This window comes from Candidatus Delongbacteria bacterium, from assembly GCA_041675285.1.
In the GTDB taxonomy this organism is placed as follows: Bacteria; CAIWAD01; CAIWAD01; order CAIWAD01; family CAIWAD01; genus CAIWAD01.
The window spans coordinates 1-15,576 of record JBAYTZ010000005.1 but is presented as its reverse complement, the minus strand read 5'-3'; the positions used below and the strand labels follow the sequence as shown (position 1 = coordinate 15,576).

The window sequence follows — 15,576 nt, the reverse complement described above, 5'->3', positions numbered from 1 at the left end:
TGTGCGGATCGGGACGAATCTCAGTGCTGGAAGAGCTCCACCACGGAGCCGAAGTCCGGCCACTGCAGCGGCTGGTCAATGGAACCCAGTCCGTTGTTGACGCCGATGAACTCGGCCAGGTCGACGGGCTCCACGTTCAGGCCCCAGTGCTCGTTCAAGTTGGCGAGGATCTGGTTGGCCACGATGGCGTAGCCCAGACTGGTGGGATGCACGCCGTCCAGGCTGAAGATCCCGCCCGACACGAACTGGGTCGTGAAGGTCTCGCCGTAGGCCGAGTAGCCGTGGGCCACGATGTGCGTGAAGAAGGAGTTCATGTCCACCAGCAGGACGTCGTGCGCGCGGTCCGCGGCGTTCAGGGCCGCCACGCCGTCCGCCAGCTGCTGGTTGAAGTCCTCCACCGCGGCCTGGGCCACCGCCAGTTCGGCGGCGTCCAGCACCAGGGCGTCGGGCAGCGGGTTGGCCGGACTGGAGCCCAGGGTGGGATCCAGCGTCATGGCCGTGGCCGCCGGCAGCAGGATGTAGTTGTTCGTGCCCGCGTCGGTGAAGATCGGCACCGCGTGGCCCAGCTCGTTGTCCATGGCGTAGACCGCGTGCGGATAGCCCAGCGCGGTCAGCTTGGCGTTGAGCACGGGGTTGAAATAGGTGACGAAGGGGATGTCCGTCACGGACGGAATGTTCATCACGGCCAGATAGGGCGCCGTGCCCAGGGCGCCCAGCGTGCCGCTCAGCGTGGCCTGGAAGGTGGCGCTGGGCGTCAGGCTGCCCGTGCCGCCGCTGGTCACGAAGCCCAGCACGTCGTTGTTGCCCAGCCAGCAGGTGATGAAGGAGGCGCCGGACTCGGCGGCCAGCTGCACCTGGGTCTTGGAGCCCGAGCTGGCGTTGCGGTAGAAGTTGGCGTAGGGATTGCCCAGCCCGTTGGCATAATAAGCGTCCAGCGGGGCGCCGGCGGCGTGCATCAGCGTGATGCCCGGGATGCCGAAGTTGCGCGGGGCCGTGAAGTCGAAGTCCGCCGCCGCGCCGGCCTGGAGGGCCGCCACGTTGGCCATGTCGACAGTCGTGTAGCTCAGCACCGGGCCTGTGGCGCCGATGTTCACCACCATGTTGCCCACCGGCGCGCCGCCGGAGAAGCCCAGGCCCGTGCCGACCATGCTCACCTGCTTGAAGTCCGCGATGCCCAGCTGGCGGGCAATCAGGTTGGGATAGCTGGCGGCCACGTGCTCGGGGTTGCCCCAGGCGCCGCTCTGGTAGCCGGCAGTCAGGCTGTTGCCGATGGCCGTGTAGGCCTGCAGGCCGGCCAGGTCCGCCGCGTCGGAGTAGTTCGGCGTGGTGGGCAGCTCGTCGGAGGTGCCGCAGCCCGCCAGGGAGACGGCCACCAGGGCCAGGGCGCCCAGCCGAAGGTTCAGGGTGCTCTTCATGCTTAGAACTCCTTCCGCACGCTGAGGCCGAAAATGGGGATGCCGCTCTCATAACCGCCGGGCAGCTCGGCGAAGCTGCTCACCCGGTCCTGGAGCAGGATCTGGATGAAGTAGGCGTCGATGCCCAGGCTCTCCGTCGCCTGCCAGGAGGCACCCAGGCTGAGGCCGTTGCGCTCGGCGTCGGGCAGGCTGGGCTCCACCATGTTGTCCACCACGGCGTTTTGCTCGTAGTACCAGCCGCCGCACAGGTCCCAGTCCTCGTTCAGCGCGTACTCCACGCCGGTGCGGAAGGCCCAGGTGTTCTCGTAGAGCTTGGGGGAGTGGGAGTCCGCCAGGCCGGCCGTGTTCGTCTCGAAATCGATGTCCAGGCTGGCGTACTTGTTCCAGCGCGTGAAGACCAGGTCGCCGCGCCAGGTCAGCTTGCCGTCCAGCAGGCCCGCGGGCGTCCACTGGGCGCCGGCGATGGCCAGGTCCGGGATGTCCAGATCCAGGTTGGCGTCGGTGGTGGGGAACAGGCTCTGCAGGTAGGCCACGTGGCTGGGGTTCTCCACGTCCTGGATGCCGAAGGTGGTCTCGCCCTCGGCGGAGAGGGTCAGGCCCGAGCGGTAGGAGAGGCCCAGGTTCAGCTCCTCGTTCACCCGGTGCTGCAGGCCGACGTTGAAGCCGTAGCCCAGGCCCGTGCCGTCCAGCTCCACGTCCACGTACCCGTTGAAGGGATAGCCCGTGTAGCTGTCCTTGCTCAAGAGGGCCTTGCCCCACATCAGGTCCAGGCCCAGCCCCAGGCTGGTGTTTTCGCCCAGGGTGAAGGCCACACTGGGATTGATCGTGAAGGTCTGGAGGTTGATCTCCTCGGTCACCGTGCGCCCGGCCCAGTCCTCGGGCCAGCGGGTGCCCAGTCCCATGTAGGTGAAGACGCCCACGCCCCAGCGGGCCTGCTCCGTCAGGCGGCCCGTCAGGTAGAGGTCCACGGGCGGGAAGGTCTGCTTGTCCATGGCCACGGTGCCGTAGGTGGGATGGTCCGTCGGGCCGGTGAAGTCCGTCGCGGGCATGATGATGTTGATGCCCATCTCCAACTGCGTCCCCTCCAGCCGGGCGATGCCCGCCGGATTGTAGAAGAGGCTGGCCGCGCCTTCCGCGCCCGCGTAGGCGCCGGCGGTGCCCATGGCCCGGCCGGATTGCTCGTGGATGGCGAATCCGGCGGCCGGCAGACGCGTGGCCAGGCCGCTTAGCAGGCAGGCCCCTGTCAACAGACAGGCAAACCGCTTGGTCATGTCGACTCCTAAAAATTGATGGAACTACTCGTCACGGTTGGGTCTGGAAACGCGTGAGCTGCCCCGTCAGATAGGGGTCGCCCGGGCGGGCGGCAAGGGCCTCCCGGATGGTGGCCTGGGCGGCCTCGCGCTCGCCGCGCCGGAACTGGACCTCCGCCAGGGTGTCCAGCACGTTGGGGTCGCGCCCGCTCAGCTCCACCGCCCGCTGCGCCAGTTCCAGCGCGCGCTCCAGGTTCCAGCCCTTCTCGGCGCCGGTCCAGGCGTAGCTGTTGAGCAGCTCGACGTCGCGGGGATAGTCGGCCACGGCCCGTTCCAGCAGCGTTTGCATGCGCGCGTCGTCCCCGGCCTTGGCGGCCAGCGCGACCAGCGCGTTGTAGAGCTGCGGCCCCTGCTCCAGTCCCTTCCAGTTGGTCAGCACGGCCTCCAGCACGGCGGGATCCTTGCTGGCGCGGAACTGCAGCAGCGCCAGTTCGCCCGCCGCCTCGTCCGCGCCGCCCTGCACGTTCTGCGGGTCGGCGTCCAGCACGCCCTGATAGACGGCCCGGGCCTCGTCGGCCTGGCCGCGCCCGGCCAGCTTGCCCGCCACCTGCAGGGCCAGGGCCTGGTCCTGGGGCTTGAGGGCGCGCTCGGCCTGCAGGGCCGCCAGCGTGCCGATGCCCGCCTGATAGTCCTGCAGCGTCTTGAGGTAGCCGGGCATGGGCGCGTAGCCCGCCAGGCGGTCGATCTCGCCGCCCTTCCCGTCCAGCAGGATCACGGTGGGATACCCGTTCACGTGGAAGCGCTTGGCCCAGTCCACGCCGTCGCCCTTCTCCGCGTCAATCACCAGCCGCGTCCACTGCGCGCTGCCCGTCTGGAAATCCGGTGTGGCGAATACGTCGGCTTCCAGCCGACGACACCAGCTTCACCAATCGGTGGTGAAGAAGGCCAGAATGGGCTGCTGGCGCGCCCCGGCCTGCTGAAGCGCCGCGCTCTTGTCCGTCAGAAAGCCCAGGTTGGCGGCCGCGTCGGTGGACGGGCTGGCCCAGAGGGTCTGGCTGATCAACAGCAGACCCGCGGCTACCCACAGGCGCCGGTGTTGTGTGGACATGAACTCTCCCGGGTGATGTGTGAACTGGATCCGCTTCACTTGATCCTAACGTAGGAATCCGGCCGGGCCGGCCCAAGAATTCCCGATGGGAGCGCCTCTACTCCAGTGTGGCGAAGCCGTCGCGCAGCCGCTGCCAGCTGTCCTGGATGGATTCGGAGATCACCTTGGTCTCCCCCAGCACGGGCATGAAATTGCTGTCCCCCACCCAGCGCGGCACCAGGTGCCAGTGCAGGTGCTGGTCGATGCCCGCCCCCGCCGCCTTGCCCAGGTTGAGGCCCAGATTGAAGCCCTGGGGCGCCAGGCTGCGCTGCAGGACGAGCACGGCGTCGCGCAGGGCCCGCTGGCAGTCCAGCAGCTCGGCGTCGCGCAAGAGGGTGAAGTCGCAGAGGTGCCGGTACGGCACGACCATCAGGTGGCTGTTGTTGTAGGGGTAGAGGTTGAGGATCAGGAAGCAGTGCTCGCGGCGGGCCACGATCAGGTTGGCCGGATCCTCCGCTGGGGGGGCCTGGGGCTTCCAGCAGAAGATGCAGCCTTTGTCCGGCTCGGCCGATTCCGCCTTGGGGTCCAGCCCGCGGATGTAGTCCATGCGCCAGGGCGCCCAGATCCGTTCCATGTGAGTCTGCTCCTCGATTTGTGGCCGCCCCAAGGTAGAAAGCCCTGCCGGCCAGCGGCAGCCGGCCGCCGGCCGCCAGAGAAAAAAGGGAGGCCGAACCCCGTCCGGCCTCCCCCGTTCGTTCGTGCTGCAGGTTCCTAGGAGTTGGCCTTCTCCGCCTGGTACTCCTCCACCACGCGCGTCTGCACATCCGGCGGACACTTCTCGTAGTGGTCGAACTTGCGGCGGTGCGTGGCGCGGCCGCTGGTCATGGAGCGCAGGGTGGTGGCGTAGCCGAACAACTCGGCCAGCGGCACCAGGGCCTTGATCAGCTGGTTCTTGCCGGCCGAATCCATGCCCAGGATCTTGCCGCGGCGGCTGCTCAGGTCGCCCATCACGTCGCCCATGAACTCGTCGGGCACCTTCACCTCCACCTCCCAGATCGGCTCCAGGAGGATCGGCTTGCACTCCAGGAAGCCCTGCTTGAAGGCCTCCTTGCCGGCGATCATGAAGGCGATTTCCTTGGAGTCCACCGGGTGCATCTTGCCGTCGTAGATGGTGACTTCCACGTCCTCCACGCGACAGCCGGAGATGATCCCTTCCTCGAGCATCTGGCGCATGCCCTTCTCCGTGGCCTGCTGGAACGGGATGGTCACCGAGCCGCCCACCACTTCGCTCTTGAAGACAAAGCCGCTGCCGCGCTCGCCGGCCTTCATGCGGATCCAGACCTCGGCGAACTGGCCCGCACCGCCCGTCTGCTTCTTGTGGCGCACCTTGACGTCGGCGTTGCCCGTGATGGTCTCGCGATAGGGCACGCGCGGCTTGATCAGCTTGACCTTGACGCCGGAGCGGCGCTCGAGCTTCTCCAGCAGCAGGTTGAACTGCTGCTCGCCCAAGCCCGCCATGATGGTCTGGTGCAGTTCGGGATCCTGGCGCACACTGAAACTGGGATCCTCGTGGTGGATGAGGGTCAGGCCGCTGGACATCTTCTCGTCATCGTCGGCCTTCTCCGGCTCGATGGCCGTGCTCATGACCGGCTCGGGGAAGACCACGGGGGCCAGTTCGATCAGGTGGCCCTTGCTGCAGAGGCTGTCGTTGGTGTGCGTGGAGCGCAGCTTGACCGTGCAGGCCAGATCGCCGGCGTGCACCTCGGGCAGGTCCTTGCGCGTCTTGCCCACGACGCTGAACAGCGTGCCGATCTTCTCGGCGTTGCTGTTGTGGGCGTTGATCAGCTCGTCGCCCGGTCGGACGGCGCCGGTCTGGACGCGGAAGAAGGACAATTCGCCCACGTGCATTTCGTTGACGGTCTTGAAGACCAGGGCGCTGACGCCGCCCTCGTCACTCAGGGCCACCTCGACGGGCTCAGAGCCCTTGCGGCCCGGGAAGGGCAGCAGGCCCGGACCCGGATAGTGCGCGGCCAGCACGTCCAGCACGCGGCCCACGCCCACCAGCTTGCGCGCGGCGCAGCAGAAGACCGGACGCACCGTGCCGGCGCGCACGCCCTTGGCCAGGCCGAGCTGGAACTGCTCTTCGGTGAGTTCCAGGTTCTCCAGGAAGGCCTCCATCAGCGCGTCGTCGCTCTCGGCCACCGTCTCCTGCAGGGCCGAGTACAACTCGTCCACGCGCCCGGCCTCGCCGCCCAGCTCCTCCTCGCGCACCTTGCCCTCGGCGTCGTGCACCAGGATCTTGCGCTTCAACACGTCGACGATCCGGCTGAAGGACTCGCCGGTCTCCAGCGGATACTGCACCTGGGCCACGCCCTTGAAGGCGCCCTTCAGGTTCTCCAGCTCCTCCTCGAAGCGGATGTGGTCCTTGTCCAGGCCGTTGAAGACGAACAGGCAGGGCAGGCTGCGGGCATCCACGGTCTCCATCACCATCTCGGTGATCACCTCGGGACCGTTGGTGGGGCTCACCAGCACCACGGCGATGTCGCACACGTGCAGGCTGGCCACCACTTCGCCGTAGAAATCCGAAAAGCCCGGCGTGTCCAGCACGTTGAGCTTGCGCCCCTGCCACTCGAACTGGTTCAGCGTGGCGAACACGGACTTCTGCCGCTCGTGCTCGAAGACCGTGTAGTCGGAGACCGTGTTGTGCCCCTCGATGGAACCCAGACGATTGATCTCCCCGGCCAGCTTGAGCATGGCTTCCGTGAACATGGTCTTGCCGGTGGACTCGTGACCCACCAGGGCGATGTTGCGGATGGTCTCCGCCTTGTGGACGTTCAAGAGCTCCTCCACAGGTCAGCAGTTGAGGTTCGGTATTTCAGTTCCTTGCGCAGCTTGAATTCCTCGTCGTCGTGGGGAATCTCGTCCACCACGAAGACCTGGGCCGGTTGCAGGTAGGGCGGGAAGAGCTGGCCGCAGCGGGCCAGCAGCGCGGCCTCGCTCCAAGCGGGGCGGCCCTCCGCGTCCTCCTCCACCTGCACGTAGAGATGGATCAGGTCGGGGTGCGTGGCGCGCGGCGCGTTGACCGCGGCGGCGTCCAGCACGCCCGGCAATTCGCGCACGGGCTCTTCGATCTCCAGCGGGCTGACCTTGAAGCCGTAGACCCAGATCACGTCGAAGACCTCGTCGGCCAGGGTCAGAAAGCCGTCCGTGTCCTGCATGGCCATCTGCTGGGAGCGCAGCCAGCCGTCCTCGCCCAGTTCGGGATTGAGGCGCTCGTCCCCGAGGAACTCGCGCGCCATGCCCGGGCTGCGGAACAGCACTTCGCCCCAGCGGCCGGTGGGCCGCTCCAGGCCCGTCTCGTCCAGGATGCGCAGCTCCACGCCGGGCAGGGCCTTGCCCACAAAGCCCTCGCGATCCTCCAGCCAGGGCAGATTGAGCGACAGGAAGGAGCCGGCGAAGGTGGTGGCGAAGCCCGCCAGCAGATGCCCCTGGAACAGGTCCTCCCAGGAGGAGCGGAAGGGCAACTGGGGGGAATCCGCGTTGACCACGGCGTGCAGCAGGCAGCCCAGCGGGCGGCCCTCCTCCTTGCGGCGCAGGGCGGCGCGGTGCAGGTACCAATAGGTCTTGCGGTAGTGGATCATCAGCCGCGGCTCGTGGGCGGCGATGGCGTCGAGCAGCGGGTCGTCGCCGCAGCCCCGGTCTAGCAGCAGCAGTTTGCCGCCGGAACAGAGGGCGGGCAGGATCATCGAACTGAGCGCCAGGTAGTGGGCCGTGGACATCTGGCAGAGCACGGCGTCCCCCAGGTGCAGGGAGAAGAGCTGGCGGACCTGCCGGCAGGTCGCGCTCAACTCGCCCAGCCCGAAGACGGCCCCGCGCCAGTGGTCCTCGCGGTCCATCCGGAAGTAGAGCACACGGCCCTCGCGGGAGAGGGGCCGGCGCGCGGGCTCCGGCGCCGCGGCCACGGCCTCGCGCAGTCCGGCGCTGGTCACCAGCAGGGTGCGCGGCGGGAGTTCGCGCAGCAGCTCGCCCGCGCGCTCCTCCATGTCCGGCGCGCAGAGCACGACGCTGGGCTGGAACTCCTGGGCGATGAGCAGCAGGGCTTCGCGATTGGTTTTCAGGTCCACCAGCGCCGTCAGGGCGCCGTTGCCCAGCAGGGCCAGCTGGAGCCAGATGGTCTCGGGCCGGTTCGGAGAGAGCAGCAGGACGCGGCAGGAGGCCGGAATCCCGCGGCTCTCCAGCCAGTGCCGGGTGGCCTCCCAGGCGCGTTCCAGCTCGGCGTAGGTCTGGGTCAGCTCCTCATGAAGCAGCGCGGGCCGAGTGGGAAAATCGGCCATGACCCGCCTCAAATCCTCCAGGCAGGAGTTCGAGGAGGCTTGATGGAGGAACTGCAGGTCGGCTGTCATGGATGATCCGCGTTGTGAAACCGTTGATTCTAAGGATCAGGCCCTTAACAAGCAAGCTGAAGGCGGCTCAAACAGGGCCCGCGGGCCGCGGATTTGCGTGTCTCACAGTCACTTCCCGCAGCGCGGCGGCCAGCGGCTTCCGCCGCCGCCTCCCTACCTTGTCTGCATGTCCAGCGAACCCGGTCATCCCGAGCTGTCCAGCTTCCTCGCCCGCGGCGATCTGCCGTTCTGCGGACGCGCCGCCCTGCTGTCCCGCCTGTCCCGCTGCTGGTCCGCCACCGTGCACGAGGCGGAGTCCGGCTGCGTCCTGCTGGAAGGCGTGGAGGGTCAGGGCAAGACGCGCCTCCTGCAGGAGTTCGCCCGGCTCGCCGGCCGCCAGGACGCGCGGATCCTCCAGGTCGGCTGGCGCGGACTGCCGGTCCCGGAGCTGGACCAGCTGGCCCAGGCGCTGGAGGCCCAACTCCCCGCACCCTTGCCCGAATGGCCCGCGCTCTCCGTAGAACAACGCTTGACCCGCCTGTTGCGGGCCGGCGGCCGCCAGCCCCTGCTCTTGCTCCTCGACGACTGCGAGGCCCTGCCTTTCGCCGTCGGACTGGGGTTGATCCAGTTGCTGCGCGCCCCGGGCATGCCGCCCTTCCTGGCCCTGCTGGCCGGCCGTCCGCCCCTGCTCCTCTTGCGTTCCAGCCTGGAGTCCCTGCTGCTCTGCAGCCTGGAGCTGGAGGGTCTGCTCGAGGAGGACCTGCGCGATCTCTGGCAGCGACTCTTCGCCCAGGACACCAGCCCGGCGGTCTGCCAGGTCCTGGTGGAGACCAGCGGCGGCTCGCCCCTGGCCCTGCGCCACCTCCTGCGCTCCTGTCTGGAGGCCGGCTGGATTTCCGGCGGCGGCCGCGGACAACTCCGCCTGATCCCGGCGGAGCTCCGCGAGCAGGCCACCCTGCTGCTCGACGCCTTCCACCAGGGCCGGCTAGCGGTGCTGCAACCCGCCGAGCGCCGGCAGCTGCGCCGGCTGGGCGCGCTGGGGCCGGTCTTCTCCCGCGAGGCCGCGCGCCGGCTGCTGGACGACGCCGCCGACCCGCTGCTGGACCGGCTGGAGGGCTGCGGCCTGGCCGGCCCGCCGCTGCATCCGCCGCGGCGTGTGGCGGGTCCAGCCACCCGCGAAGCCCTGGTGGAGATCTGGGACCACGGTCTGCGGATCTGGCTGGCCGGCCGGCCGGAACCGCTGCCGGAAGCGACCCTGGACCTGCTCGCCGGCGCCCTGCCCCTCTATTCCCTGGCGCCCCTGCTGGCGCTTGAAGAGCTGGTGGCAGGCGTGCCTGGCGTTCCCTGGCTGGAGCGCGTGCTGGCGCTCGCGGAGCAGCTGGTGCTGGCCCAGCAGCGCAGCCCGGATCCCTCCGTCGGCGACCGGCTGAGCCGGGCCGCGCTGGCCGTCCTGGAGCGGCGGCCCGACTGGCGCCAGCTGTCGAGTCTGCGGCTGGCGGCCGGCCGCCTGCTGGTGGCTCGCCTGTTCCTGCTCAAGGGCCAGGCCGGCGAGAGCGTGTTCCTGGAACAAGTGGGCCGGCTGCTGGAGCTGACGGAACCCTGCGCGGAGCCGGCCCTGGCCGAGCTGCGCCTGCAGACGCTGATCCACCTCAACCGGCATCACCTGCGCCGGGGCGACCCGGCCGTGCTGGACACGCGGGCCGCCATCGAGGCCCTGCTGGAGCCGCATCCCGCCCTGCGCGGGCACCGGGCCTTCCGCGTCTTCCTGGGCGACCTGGGGCTGATGGCCTGGGGCCGCGGTCAGCACGGCACGGCCGGCTGGGTCGAACAGCAGGTGGAGCGCCTGCTGGCGGAGGATCCGGACGAGGAATCCCGCAATCTTCTCCAGCAGCGGGTGGGCGTCACCCTGCTGGCCCATTTCGAGACCTCCGGGCAGGCCGACCGGCGGCTGGAGCTGGCCCGGAGCCTGGCGGCCGTGGTGCCCGCCAGCGACGCCGTGTTCCCCGCCGTGCGCCTGCACCTGCTGCTGCAGACGGGCCAGCTGGGTGAGTTCCTCGAACTGTGGGACGCGGCGCGCCAGATCTGGCTGCAGCGTGGCCTGCAACGCAACCTCCAGGTGGCGGAGGCCTGGCACCAGGCCGTCCTGGCGCTCTGCGGCGAAGAGCCTGAGCGCCTGCTGCCGCAACAGGACCCGGATCCACTGCGTTCCGCCCAGGAAACCCTGCGGGAATTGCCGCTGCTGGAGGTCGCGCTGCTGCTGGGTCACACCGATTGGGTGGGCCGCCGGCTGGGCCCGCTGACCATCACGCGGGAGGCGGAGCGAGCCGCCCGGCGCCTGCAGTTCCTCTGGGCGCGCCAAGCCGGCGGCCGCCAACCCGGCGCCCGGCGCCTGCGCGCGCTGCCCGAGACCGACAGCGAGGATCCGCCCCGGTTGGTGGCCCTGTTCCAGTGCCTGGCGAACCTGGACGAGGGCCGGCTCGAGACGGGCCGCGAGCAGGCCCGCGCGCTGCTGGCCCAGCCGCCCGCCCGCCTGGATCACCTGCTGATCCTGCAGACCTTGTTGGCTGTGGCGGGCCGCACCCCGGCCTTGCACGAGGCTGCCCGGCAGGCGCTGGAAAGCGCCCTCGAGTGGTGCGTGGAGCGCCAGTTGGGGCTGGTGGTGCGACCGTGGAGCCGCCAGTTCGCCGGCCTCCTGCCCGCCCCGCGCCGGCGGAGTTGGCTCCGGCGCGCCGAACAGGCTCGGGTCTGGAGTCCGCCGGACCAGGGCGCCGCGGAGACCGACCGCCAGCGGACTTGGCTCCAGTTGATCGGCGGAACGCGCCTGCGCCTGGCCGGGGAGGAACGCGAGCGGCGCATCCAGGGAGCTCGCATGCGCACGCTGCTGGCCCTGCTGGTGGCCGATCAGCTGCTCCAACTGCCTCTGCCCCGGGAGGAGTTCCGGGCCCTGGCCGCCGGCGCCGACCACGAAGCCTCCGCGGCCCAGGTGCGGAACATCCTGGCCATCGGCGTGCATCGCCTGCGGCGCCTGCTGGGGCCCGACGCCATTCTGGGCGGCGCCGACCGGCCGCGCCTCAATCCGGCCCAGGTCCAGAGCGACGTGCAGGAAGTGGCGGGTCAACTGGAGAGCGCGGCCCAGGCCCTGCACGCGAGCCGCCCCCAGGCAGCCGCACAGGGGGTGACGGAGGCCCTGATCCGGCTGCGGCGCGGCCTGCCCTTCCAGGACCTGTTCCAGCCCCTGTTCGATTCGCTGCGGGATGATCTGGAAACCCGGGCTCGCGGCGTGGGGCTGGAGACGATCCGCGCGCTGCAGGCCGGCGGCGCGGTCCGCGAGGCCCGCAGCCTGCTGGAACAGCTCTTCTTCTGGCACCCTGACGACGAGGAGGTGGCCGGACGTCTGGCGGAAGCCTACGAGGCGGAGGGTCGCCAGGCCGAGGCGCGCGTGGCCCTGACCCGGCACCGGCAGGCGCTGGCCGACGGCCCGCGCTGATCAGAGGCGGCGCAGGCTCTCTGCCAGGTCCAGCACGCGCAGCACGAATTCGCCCTCGCCGTCCTGGATCAGCCGCCCCAGCGCCCGCTCCACGTCGGCCGCCCGCCAGGCCGGCTCGAACTCCGCGCCCAGCAGTCGGCAGAGCTGGTTCCAGCGCTCGTAGCAGGTCTCGTTCAGCAGGCTGACCGGCCAGTGGCCGCCCTCGGAGCGGAAGTCGTGCAACACGCTGCGCCCGGGCAGCGCGGCCAGCTGGAGGTGGAGGGGACGCAAGCACGTGTAGCGCCCGGGATCCAGCAGCATGCGCAGGGTGCTCAGGGTGAACAGATCGCGGAAGACCGGCAGGCCCAGGTGCTCCAGACTCACCAGCCCGGGGCCGTCCAGCCAGTCGATCAGGCGCAGGGCGTCCACCAGGGACCAGCGCCGCAACCCGGCCCGGAAGTCGTAGATGTCGTCCTGCCCCGCCCCTTCCAGCTGATGGCGCCAGTAGAGGACGTTGGTCAAGCCCTCCTGCAGCAGGTCGGGATCCTTGGCCCGCAGCCAGGCGGCCAGCTGGATCTCCAGCTCGGCGTGGCTGGCCGGCCGGATCAGGCTGGAGTCGGCGAAGCGGCACAGGTTGCGGGGCAGCACCACCTGGCGCAGCGCGCGGACGAGCTGCTCACGATCCTCAGCGATCAGCACAGTGCATCCTCTGTCCATCTCCGGTTTCGGCGGCTCGCGCCCGGGCGGAATCCGAGCCACGGGCCGTCTGAGCAAGTCTCGGCCAAAGCCCACGCCCGCTGGACGTCAAGGGTGGGATAGTGGCGCCGGAATCTCAATGCACGGCGTCGGGCCGACGCCCGTCCAACAGCCGGGCCGCCGCCTGGCCCGCCACCCAGCCACTGGTCCAGGCCCACTGGAAATTGAAGCCCCCCAGCCGGCCGTCCACGTCGCACAGCTCGCCGCACACGTGCAGTCCGGGGACGGCCCGGGACTCCAGGGTGCCCGGATCCAGTTCCGTCAGGGACACGCCCCCTGCCGTAACTTCCGCGTGGTGCCAGGAGCGGGCCCCCGTGACGGGCAAGGGCTCGGCCTTGAGCAGGCCCAGCAGCCGCTCGCGCCGCTCCCGCGGCAACTGGGCGACCTCCTGCTCCCGCCCCAGGCCCGCCCGCTCCAGTTGCAGATCCAGCAGCCGCCCGGGCAACTCCGCCTGCAGGCGCGCGCGCAGCCGGGGCGACCCGCCCGGCGCGCTCAACCGCCGGCGCAGCGTCTCCTCCGGCACCTCCGGCAGCCAGTCCACGCGCAGGCGGGGCTCCCGGCCCTCCGCCAGCGCCCGCAGCACCTGCCGCGAGGCATCCAGCACGGCGGGACCGGACACGCCGAAATGCGTGCAGAGCAGGGCCCCGCGGCAGCGGTTCGGCGCCGGACCCGTCCAGCGCAGTTCCACGGGCTGGCTGATTCCAGCCAGCTGCGTCAAGGGATGGCCCTCCGGCAGGCGCAGCGGAGCCAGGCCGGGCACCAGCGGTCCGTTCACGCGCAATCCAAGGCCGCGGGCCAACTCGAGTCCCGAGCCATCGCTGCCCGAGCGCGGCAGGCTGCGCCCGCCCAAGGCCAGCACCACGCGCCGGGCGTGAAGGCAGCCCGCCGGACCCGCCAGCCGAAATCCGTCGGCCTGGCGTATCACGTCCGCAACGGGAAAGGCCAGGCGACAGGGGATGGCCAGCCGCCGCACCTCGTCCCAGAGCGCGCGATGCACGTCCCGCGCCTGCTGGCTGGCGGGATAGATCCGTCCGCCCGACTCCTCCACCGTGACCAGCCCGAGACTGTGGAAGAAGTCCAGTGTGGCCGGCACGGGTAGGGCGCGCAACACGGCGCCGCGCAGCGCTGGCGCCTCGCCTTGGAAATCCTCGCCGCCCACCAGCCGGTTCGTCAGGTTGCAGCGTCCGCCGCCCGAGACCAGCAGTTTGGCCCCCGGACGCGCTTGGCCGTCCAGCAGCAGCAGGCGCCCCTGCGGCTGCACCCGGGCCGCCTGGATGGCCGCCATCAGGCCCGCCGCCCCCGCGCCCGCCACGATCAGGTCGACGGACTCTGTCATGGCAGCCACCCCAACGCCCAGGAGAGCAGGGGAATCCAGAGCAGGGCCGCAAGGATGCCCACGCTCACCAGGCTGGCTGCCAGTTCGGGGCAGAGGTCGCGCTCGGCGGCCCAGGCGGCGGCCGTGGCCATGGGCGGCATGGCCGCCTCCAGCACGGCGGTCTCTGCGTGCAGGCCGCGCCAGCCCAGCAGCAGGGTCAGGCCCACGGCCAGGGCGGGCAGGACCAGCATCTTGCCAGTCAGTCCCAGCCAGAGGGCGGGCCGATCTTCCGGAGCCAGGCGGATGCGCAGCCGCGCGCCCAGCGAGATCATCACCGTGGGCACCAGCGTCCAAGACAGGACCTGCAGCAGCGGCAGGCTCTGTTCGCGCACCCAGGGACCCCAGGGACTGAGCGCCAGCAGCAGCGCGGGCAGGGGGGGGAAGGCCAGCAGCCGCAGGCCGGCCCGGCGCCAGCCGGCGGAACGGGCGCCGCCCTCCAGCAGCAACGTGCCCAGCAACAGGAGTTGCGGGAAACTGCCGAACTGGTCGTAGAGCAGGGCCGGGTGCAGGGCGGAGTCGCCGCGCACGGCCTTGAGCAGCGGCAGGCCCAGGAAGGACGTGTTGCCCAGGGGAATCAACAGCAGCAGCAGCTTGATGTGGTCGGCCGAAAGTCCGGAGCTGTGACCCAGCGCGCGCACCAGCAGAAGGATCAGGGGCAATAGCAGCCAGGGCAGCAGCACGGCGGGATCCCAGAGCGCGGCCAGTGGCAGACCCGCCAACACCTTGAGCACCGTGGCGGGCAGGGCCACGCGCAAGGCCCAGGCGGCCAGCCACCCCGGCAGGCCGGCGGGCACGCGGGGTTGCTGCCGGGCCGCCCAGCCGGCGAACAGGAAGACAGGAATCCAGGGCAGCATGATCAGTAGTGGAAGTGTCGGATGGCTTCGCCCTTTTTGCCGATCTCGAGCATGGATTCGATCCCCAGCTGCAGGTGCATGCCCGCCCAGGTCTCCGTGACCGAACGGTCCGATTCCTCGGTCTTGACCCCTTCCGGCGTCACGGGCACGTCGGAAACCAGCAGCAGCGCGCCGCGGCTGATCTCATTGGCGTGCCCCACGATGAACAGCGTGGCGGTCTCCATGTCGATGGCCAGGCAGGTCATGCGCTCCAGCCGCTCGCGAAAGGCCGTGTCGTGCTCCCACAGGCGCCGATTGGTGGTGTAGACCACACCCGTGCGATACTCCAGCCCGCGCTCGATGATCTTCTCCGAGATGAATTTGTGCAGCTTGAAGGAAGGCAGGGCCGGCACCTCGGGCGGCATGTAGTCATTGCTGGTCCCTTCGCCGCGAATAGCCGCAATGGGCAGGATGAAGTTTCCGATCTCCGAGCTGCTCTTCAATCCGCCGCATTTACCCAGGAAGAGCACGCCGCGGGGAGCTCGAGCGCTGAGCAGATCCATGATGGTGGCGGCATTGGCGGAACCGATGCCGAAATTGATGATGGTCAATCCATTGCTGGCGGTGGCCGCCTGCATGGGCTTGCCTTCGCCCTGGATGTCGCAGCCGAACTGCTCGGCAAAGGCGTGGACGTAGTGATGGAAATTGGTCAGCAGGATGTAGTCCCCGAACTGGTCCAACGGCATGCCCGTGTAACGCGGCAACCAGTTGCGGGCAATCTCCAAGCGACTTTGCAGCATGGGAACCTCATCGATCAACCCCGGTCCAGCTGGACCTCTTCTGCCCGCTGACAAGCGGACGCGCCAGTCAACCACACCCACAGCATGGTGAATGGTCCGGACACACAAAAGCCCGCTTGTGGCGGGCTTTTGGTAAGAAAGAACAGGCGACGACCTACTCTCCCACAGGGTTACCCCTGCAGTACCATGGGCGCGGACGGGCTTAACTTCTC

General features: G+C 69.7%; 12 protein-coding genes. 1 reads left to right on the top strand and 11 read right to left on the bottom strand.

The features are described 5' to 3' along the window. Positions 1-20: 20 nt before the first annotated feature. The 7 genes from WC326_06215 to WC326_06185 form a co-directional block, all read right to left on the bottom strand. Complete coding sequence (locus WC326_06215) at positions 21-1,415, bottom strand: SGNH/GDSL hydrolase family protein (GenBank protein ID MFA7330655.1); 1,395 nt, start codon at positions 1,413-1,415, stop codon at positions 21-23. 2 nt (positions 1,416-1,417) lie between these two features. Then, entirely contained in the window at positions 1,418-2,686 is a 1,269-nt protein-coding gene (locus WC326_06210) for an outer membrane protein transport protein (GenBank protein ID MFA7330654.1), read from the bottom strand. A 31-nt stretch (positions 2,687-2,717) separates the two neighbouring features. Further along, positions 2,718-3,509 carry a tetratricopeptide repeat protein gene (locus WC326_06205; GenBank protein ID MFA7330653.1) on the bottom strand — a complete coding sequence of 264 codons (792 nt, stop codon included), beginning with the start codon at positions 3,507-3,509 and terminating at the stop codon, positions 2,718-2,720. 78 nt (positions 3,510-3,587) lie between these two features. Next, entirely contained in the window at positions 3,588-3,773 is a 186-nt protein-coding gene (locus WC326_06200) for a hypothetical protein (GenBank protein MFA7330652.1), read from the bottom strand. Positions 3,774-3,870: 97 nt separating this feature from the next. Continuing rightward, positions 3,871-4,386: an HIT domain-containing protein gene (locus WC326_06195; GenBank protein ID MFA7330651.1), complete on the bottom strand. Its 516-nt coding sequence runs from the start codon at positions 4,384-4,386 to the stop codon at positions 3,871-3,873. Positions 4,387-4,523: 137 nt separating this feature from the next. Next, a complete protein-coding gene (locus tag WC326_06190; GenBank protein ID MFA7330650.1) occupies positions 4,524-6,590 on the bottom strand; it encodes an elongation factor G in 2,067 nt (688 codons plus the stop codon). Beyond that, a complete protein-coding gene (locus tag WC326_06185) occupies positions 6,587-8,155 on the bottom strand; it encodes a class I adenylate-forming enzyme family protein (protein ID MFA7330649.1) in 1,569 nt (522 codons plus the stop codon). Before WC326_06185 ends, WC326_06190 begins: the two co-directional genes overlap by 4 nt. Before the next feature lie 166 nt (positions 8,156-8,321). On the opposite strand from WC326_06185, the gene WC326_06180 reads away from it, so the two are divergent. Next, positions 8,322-11,621 (top strand): AAA family ATPase, encoded by a 3,300-nt coding sequence (locus tag WC326_06180; protein MFA7330648.1) that lies wholly within the window; start codon positions 8,322-8,324, stop codon positions 11,619-11,621. Here the strand turns inward: WC326_06180 and WC326_06175 are convergent, their stop codons facing one another. From WC326_06175 to WC326_06160, 4 genes are all read right to left on the bottom strand, one after another. Continuing rightward, on the bottom strand, positions 11,622-12,299 hold the full coding sequence (locus WC326_06175) for a hypothetical protein (protein ID MFA7330647.1): 678 nt from the start codon (positions 12,297-12,299) through the stop codon (positions 11,622-11,624). 133 nt (positions 12,300-12,432) lie between these two features. Continuing rightward, positions 12,433-13,692 (bottom strand): aminoacetone oxidase family FAD-binding enzyme, encoded by a 1,260-nt coding sequence (locus WC326_06170; GenBank protein MFA7330646.1) that lies wholly within the window; start codon positions 13,690-13,692, stop codon positions 12,433-12,435. Continuing rightward, the gene (locus tag WC326_06165) at positions 13,689-14,585 is read right to left on the bottom strand and encodes an AEC family transporter (GenBank protein MFA7330645.1); all 897 of its coding nucleotides are present in this window, start codon (positions 14,583-14,585) and stop codon (positions 13,689-13,691) included. The genes WC326_06170 and WC326_06165 overlap by 4 nt, the downstream gene beginning before the upstream one ends. A gap of 2 nt (positions 14,586-14,587) precedes the next feature. Then, entirely contained in the window at positions 14,588-15,361 is a 774-nt protein-coding gene (locus WC326_06160) for an AMP nucleosidase (GenBank protein ID MFA7330644.1), read from the bottom strand. Between the last annotated feature and the right edge of the window lie 215 nt (positions 15,362-15,576).